This window comes from Occallatibacter sp. (assembly GCF_049802275.1).
Classification (GTDB): Bacteria; Acidobacteriota; Terriglobia; order Terriglobales; family Acidobacteriaceae; genus Telmatobacter.
The window spans coordinates 1-6,907 of sequence record NZ_JBARMD010000162.1 but is presented as its reverse complement, the minus strand read 5'-3'; the positions used below and the strand labels follow the sequence as shown (position 1 = coordinate 6,907).

6 protein-coding genes are annotated in these 6,907 nt (G+C 58.3%); 3 read left to right on the top strand and 3 right to left on the bottom strand.

Going from position 1 to position 6,907, the window contains the following annotated elements:
* On the bottom strand, positions 1–901 hold a 901-nt coding region (locus tag WA354_RS05220), incomplete at its 3' end, for an MFS transporter (protein WP_472811951.1).
* Between the two features lie 452 nt (positions 902–1,353).
* On the bottom strand, positions 1,354–3,402 hold the full coding sequence (locus WA354_RS05215) for an ABC transporter ATP-binding protein (RefSeq protein ID WP_472811950.1): 2,049 nt from the start codon (positions 3,400–3,402) through the stop codon (positions 1,354–1,356).
* A gap of 153 nt (positions 3,403–3,555) precedes the next feature.
* On the opposite strand from WA354_RS05215, the gene WA354_RS05210 reads away from it, so the two are divergent.
* The 3 genes from WA354_RS05210 (at position 3,556) to WA354_RS05200 (ending at position 6,790) form a co-directional block, all read left to right on the top strand.
* A complete protein-coding gene (locus WA354_RS05210; protein WP_472811949.1) occupies positions 3,556–4,983 on the top strand; it encodes a cytochrome P450 in 1,428 nt (475 codons plus the stop codon).
* A 93-nt stretch (positions 4,984–5,076) separates the two neighbouring features.
* Complete coding sequence (locus WA354_RS05205; protein WP_472811948.1) at positions 5,077–6,177, top strand: DNA polymerase III subunit; 1,101 nt, start codon at positions 5,077–5,079, stop codon at positions 6,175–6,177.
* A gap of 268 nt (positions 6,178–6,445) precedes the next feature.
* Complete coding sequence (locus tag WA354_RS05200; RefSeq protein WP_472811947.1) at positions 6,446–6,790, top strand: Hfq-like protein; 345 nt, start codon at positions 6,446–6,448, stop codon at positions 6,788–6,790.
* A 10-nt stretch (positions 6,791–6,800) separates the two neighbouring features.
* On the opposite strand, the gene WA354_RS05195 is transcribed toward WA354_RS05200, so the two are convergent.
* The gene (locus WA354_RS05195) at positions 6,801–6,890 is read right to left on the bottom strand and encodes a hypothetical protein (RefSeq protein WP_472811952.1); all 90 of its coding nucleotides are present in this window, start codon (positions 6,888–6,890) and stop codon (positions 6,801–6,803) included.
* Positions 6,891–6,907: the final 17 nt, after the last annotated feature.

Sequence of the window (6,907 nt, the reverse complement as noted above, 5' to 3'; positions counted from 1 at the left end):
GCAGGGGAAGCAGAAACGGCACACCGCCGATTCCGAGGCGCGTGAAATAGCTGCCGTTCACGGCTGCGCGGAAGGTGCGAATGGCGAAAAGCCTGAGGCGGAGCAGCGGATTTTCCAGCGCTCGCGCATGGAGCCAGTAGCCGAGCAGAAGTGAGATGGAAAGGGCGAGCAGACCGATGATCTCGGTGGCGCCTAATGTGTGCTCGCCAAAGACTTCAAGGACGTAGGAAAGCAACGCGATGCCCGAGCCGAAGAGGATGAGTCCGACGAGATCGAGGGGCTGCGTGTTTTCTTCAGCAAAGTTGGGCAGGTGCAGGTAGACCATGATGAGGCCGGCGATGCCGATGGGGATGTTCAGGAAGAAGATGACGCGCCAGTGGAAGTAGTCGACGATGAGGCCGCCGGCGACCGGTCCCAGCATGGGAGCGATGAGCGCCGGAATCGACACGAAACTCATGATGCGGACGAGATCGGATTTGGGAAAGGTTCTGACGAGGGTGAGCCGGCCCACTGGGACCATCATGGCTCCGCCCATGCCCTGCACGACGCGAAATGCGACCAGCCAATGAATGCTGGTGGAGATGCCGCAGAGCAGGGAGCCGAGTGTGAAGATGCCAATGGCGGAGGCAAACACGCGGCGCGTTCCGAATTTGTCGGCCATCCAGCCGCTGATGGGAATGAAGACCGCGAGACTGAGCGTGTAGCTGGCGAGCACAGCCTTCATGCTGAGGGGCGTCACGCTCAATGCTTCGGAGATGGCGGGTACAGCGGTGTTGAGGATGGTGGTATCGAGCGACTCCATGAAAAAGGCGACCGCAACCAGCCAGGGCAGCAGGCGCATGGCGGCGTCGGAGGGTACTGGCGCTTGCGCGGCGGCGCTAGGGATGGGAGAAGAGCTCATGGAATTTGCAAATAGAGGAAACCAAGTCTGGCTGGACTGCATGAATGTTCGGTTAGATGCGCGGGGAGCAGCTAGAACTTGTTGCACAAATCACTACAGCGTGTTGGTTGAAGTTCGTCAGGGGTTAAAGCCCCTTCTCCTTTTCAGTTTCTTCTGGAATGACCGAACAGCTTGCTGAAAAGTCCATATTCTTGAACATGGCAGCGGCTAAAGCCGGCGATGATATTGTGGCGCTTACGGCATGACTAAAAGTCATGCCCCGATACGAACCCCGTCTGAAAGTAGTTTTTCCGCAAACTGTAAAGCCCAACACTCAGTCTGTTGCATTTGCCGCCTGCGACACACTACGTGGGTTTCCCGAGCCATGCCCTAGTTGCAAAACAGTGGATTGCGAGTTCTCAGCAAGTTGTGAAGTCGTGCCCTGATACAAAGTCTGTTTATGAAATATATCGTCAGGATGCTGCGGGTGCGATAGATGGTTCGCGATGGGGGAGGGTGCCGACGCCGATTTCCTGATCCTTGTATTGGAGTTGGTAGAGCTTCCAGTAGAGGCTTCGGTTGGCGAGCAATTCCTGGTGCGTACCCATCTCGCGGAGTTGCCCCTTGTGCATGACGAGGATCGTGTCTGCGCGCTGAATTGTAGAAAGGCGATGTGCGATGAGGACGCTGGTGCGGCCTTCGACCATGCGTTCAAGAGCGCCGCGGATGCGCAGTTCGGTGTCGGTGTCGACGCTGGAGGTGGCTTCGTCGAGGATGAGGATGCGCGGATTGTAGGCGAGCGCGCGCGCGAAGTTGATGAGCTGCTTCTGGCCGGTGGAAAGGGAACTACCGCGTTCGCGGACGGGCTCATCGAACGCGGCCGGAAGCGAATCGATGAAATCGACCACATTGACGTCGCGCGCGGCCTGGCGCATGGTTGCGTCGGTAATGGCTTCGTTGCCGAAACGGATGTTTTCGGCGATGGTGCCGCTGAAGAGGAAGGGATCCTGGAGGACCACGGCGAAGTGATTGCGCAGCGCGGCGAGATCGAGTTCGCGCAGATCGACGCCGTCCAAGCGGATCGATCCGGCGGTCACGTCGTAGAAGCGCATCATCAGGCTCGTCAGCGTGGTTTTGCCGGCGCCGGTGTGACCGACAATGGCGATGGTCTGGCCCGGCTCGACGGTGAAGGAAACGTCTTTCAGAATCCACTCGATGTCGGTGAATGCGGCGAGTTCCTTTCCGTGTTCGGGTGATTCGGCGACGCGGTTCACGAGCTCTCTCTGTTCGGGCGTCAGCTTCTGGTAGGTGAACCAGACGTGATGAAACTCGATGCGATTCGATCCGTCGCCGGTACGTGGATTCGCGGGATTGACGATCTCAGGCGCGGTATCGAGCAGCTTGAAGATGCGTTCGCATGCGGCCATGGCTGCCTGCAGGATGTTGTACTTATCGCTGAGGTCCTGAATGGGGCGCCAGAAGCGCTGCGAATACATGTTGAATGCTGCCAGCATGCCGATGGTGACGGTGCCGGCGAGGACGCCAAAACCTCCGCGCCAGATGACGAGCGCAATGGCGATGGACGACAGGATTTCGACTGCGGGGTAATAAAGTGCGTAGGCGAAGATCGTGTCCTTGAAGGCGACCATGTGCAGGCGGTTGACTGCTTCGAAGTCCTGGTAAGCGCGCTCTTCGCGATTGAAGAGCTGGACAACGGCCATGCCGCTGATGTGTTCCTGCGTGAAGCTGTTGATGCGGGCGATGGCGGCGCGGACGCGGCGGTAGCTCTCGCGAACACTGTTGCGGAAGAGGCGCGTAACGACGAGGATCAGCGGCAGAACGGCAAACGCCAGCAGCGCCAGCCACCAGTTAATGTTGAGCATCACGATGGCCATGATGGTGAGGGTGAAGAAGTCGTCGACGATGGCCAGGATCCCGCCAGTGAACATTTCGTTGATGGCGTCGACGTCGGACGTAATGCGAGTGACGAGTCGACCAACTGCGTGCGTATCGAAGAAGCCGACGTGCATGCTTTGCATGTGGCGGAAGATGTCGCGGCGCAGGTCGAACATGATTTTCTGGCCGGTCCACTGCATCAGGTATGTCTGAATGAACTCGAAGAGATACGCCGCGACCTGGGCGACCAGGAAGATCAATGCGAGTCGAGTAATGCCCGGTATCGGGTCAGTGGGCAGATGTCGAAGAAGGAAGGCGGTCGGTCCGCCTTCGTGACTCAGGATCGGGGTGCCCGTGCCGCCTTTTCCCGTGGGAAAGTAGCGGTCGATGCCGACCATCACGAGGTATGGCCCCGCGACATCGCTCATGGATTTCAGCGAGATGGAGATGGAGGAGATTGTCGCCTGCAACCAGTACGGGCGCAGGTAATGTCCGAGGCGCTTGATAAGGCGGGAGTCGTAGACCTTGCCAACCGGATCTTCATCGGCTTTTGGACGCGCATCGCCGTTGCGAGGATCGCGTTCTTTCGGCTTGGATTGGCTGGGTTTTTGCTCAGCGTCGGGCATCGTTTAACAGAGGCTTCCAGGTTCCATTGTACGGGTTGTGGATTCAGGCGTTCTGTTTCCGCCGGCGAGTTTGAACGTATCGAATTTAGCTGGCCGTCGAGCCGGATACGTGGGGAGATGCAACGGTGTCTGCCGTAGACTCGAACCGTGGGTATGGGCACTTCCATCACGGCTTCCGCTGATTCCGTTGACGAGCGTGATGTGCCCCCGGTGGTTCGCCGGGGGGAGTATGCGTATCCTCCGGGCCTGCGGTTCAATCTTCCGTTTTACCGGTTTCATGGATTCTTTGATCCAACAAATCCCATTCTTCTGTTTGAACATCTGCGGCGGTACGGGCGGGCGGCGCACTATCGCATTCTGCTGCATGATGTTGTGCTGCTGAATGATCCCGCCGATATCGCCGAAGTGCTCATCGACAAGGCAGCGTTCTTCGGCAAGGACCGGACGCAGAAGCGGATGAAGATCCTGCTGGGGGAGGGGATGATCACTTCGGACGGGGAAGCTCATAATCGGGGACGCCGCATCGCCGCTCCTGCTTTTCACCGGCGCCGCATCGAGCGCTACGGGGAACAGATTGTGGAACTTGCCGACGGCCTGCGTGCGCAATGGAAGGCTGGCGCGGAACTGAATATTGCCGCGGAGATGATGCGCCTGGCTTTGCAGATCACGGCACGCACTCTATTCGATACGGAGGTGACGGGGGAGATTCACGAGATCAACGACCAGGTGAACATCATCATGGATCTCTATCACTTCCTGGTCACTCTGCCGCGAGCTGAGCTTCTGCTGAATTCACCGTTGCCGCAGATGCGGCGGTTTCGCGCGGCCAAGAAACGTCTTGATGAAGTGGTGGACGGGATGATCCGGGCGCGCCAGGCAGATGCAAACCTGGCCCGACATGGCGACCTTCTCTCGATGCTGGTGGCGGCTCGAGACGACCAGGCGGGCGGGGATGGGAACAAACTGGATGCGCAGCAAATCCGCGACCAGGTTTTGACGCTGTTTCTGGCTGGATTTGAAACGGTGGCCAATGCGCTGGCTTGGACATGGCTGCTGCTGGGGCAGAATCCCGAAGCTGAGACGCGGCTTCATGCCGAACTGGATGCAGTTCTGGGTGGGAGGCTGCCGAGGTTCGAGGATATGCCGCGTCTCGAGTACACAGCCATGGTGTTGTCGGAGTCGATGCGCCTTTATCCGCCCGCCTGGGCGATGGGCCGCGAAGTTCTGCAGGATGTCTCGATCGGGCCGTACCGGTTGCGGAGAGGAACGATGGTTTTCTTCAGCCAGTACATTGTGCAACGTGATCCGCGCTGGTTTCCTGATCCGGAGCGGTTTTGCCCGGAGCGATTCACGTCGGAGGCCAAGGCTGGGAGACCGAGGTTCGCCTATTTCCCCTTTGGTGGGGGTGGGCGGCAGTGCATCGGTGAGTCGTTCGCGTGGATGGAGGCGATTCTAACGCTGGCGACGATTGCGCAACGATGGCGTGTTGAAGTTATTGCGGGTCAGAAAATCGAATTACAGCCGAAGATCACGTTGCGGCCGAAAAACGGGATCAGGGTCAAAGTCGTGCCGCGAGACTGACGGGTTCTTCCGCAGCCACTGTCCACCGGCTGAGTTCCTTTCGGTTCACGGCGAGGCCGAATCCTGCACATGAGAATGCCGTAGACTCGAAGAGTGGGTTTTCAGAGTTTTCATGGCAATTCGGCGACCGTCCGGCACCTGCGCGAAGGACTGCGGAGCGGACATTTTCCGCAAGCACTGATTCTCGCCGGGCCGAAGGGCGCGGGCAAGTACACGCTTGCACTGATGCTGGCGCAGGCGGTGAACTGTCTTGAACCTTTTGAAAGCGATGGCCTGCCGGATTTTTGCGGGCACTGTGCTAATTGCATGCGCATCGCGGAGTCGGCCAATCTTGAAGAGCGGGTTGCAGAGGCTGTAGCCGCGCGCGACGAAATGCGCGACACAGACAAGCGGGAGACGCGCATCCTGATCCAGACGCACCCCGATGTGCTGGTTGTCCCGCCGGATCCGCCACAGCTTTTGATCAAGATGGGACAAGTTCGCGCCGTAATTCACGCGGCATATTATCGGCCGCCGGCAAACGCGCACCGGGCGTTCACCATCTTTACGACTTCGGCGTTTATGAAGGAAGCCGCGAACAGCCTGCTGAAAGTGCTGGAGGAGCCGCCGGAGCGCACGTCGCTGATCCTGCTGACGGAGAATCCGCACGAATTGCTGCCGACGATTCGCTCGCGCGCTCTTCTTTACAGGCTGGGCGCACTGCCTGCGACCGAAATTGAGCAGTTGCTGGCTGAGCGCAGGCCGGAGTTGAAGCCCGCGCAGAGAGCGCTTGCGTCAAGGCTGGCCGAGGGCGCGGTGGGGCGTGCATTGACGATGGATCTGGAGGCTTACCTCGCCAGCAGGCAGGATGCTCTGCTGGTCCTGAGGACGGCGCTGCAGGAGCCGGACTACTCGCAGCTTTTTCACGCTACTGAAACATATCGCGGCGGCGCCGACGGGCAGGAGAAAACTGTGAACCTGCTGCGTGCGCTGGGGAGTCTGCTCGAAGACCTGCTGCTGATGATTGCGGGAACACCGACACTTATTCGCAATCTCGATCTTTCGGCTGAGCTGGAACGCATGGCGCAGGGCATCTCGGTGGATTGGATCGCGGCAACCTCTCGTGCGGTTGCGCAGGTGGAGCAGGGAATGCGGAGAAATCTGTTGCGCTCACTGTCAATTGATGCAATGGCTGTGGGTCTGCTCGAGCGATAACGACTGGGATTCATGGCATCGATGTCGAAAGCGTGCAACCTCGCGGTTGCAGCGGGCATCTTCTGCGGTAGAATCAGTTCACTTACGAAGGCAAAACCAACCGAAGAGTTTGAACCCCAGCCGTTCTGCCGACGTTGGTTGTTCATCGATGGCGCTGGTTCAATCATTGAGGAGAGCGGCCTCTTTCGCTCTTCGTGTCAAGCAAATTGAAGCACTCAGTTTTGCATCTCTGCATTGAAGAGTTCCGTTGCATTGGAGGATCCGATTTATGAATAGTCAGTCATTTTTGTCTGCAGTGGAGAATCAGAGGCGCGCGTCGAATTTCATTTCAACGAATCGCAGGAACCAGAGTTCAATTGCGACACCCCCCTTTCGATTTACCAACTATGAGATTGATGAGAATTCAGCTTTCCGGCAGGCAGAGCAGTTTTATTTGCAGAAGCAGATTCAGTCGCAGACGCCGATGGTGATTGTGCTGGAAGATGGCGAGCGCGTGGAAGGTCAGATCGAATGGTATGACCGCGGAGTGCTGAAAGTGCGCGGCCGGGCGAAGACACTCATCTACAAGTCAGCGATCAAATATATGTTCAAGCTTGCCGAAGCGGGGCAATAGAGAAGCATATTCAATCCTTCCTGTTATAGGCAGCTTTGCGCAGGCGATCGCGGATCGCCTCGCCGACTCCCTCGGCGGGCGGCAGCGGGCAGAGAATCACGGTACACCCCTCGGTAT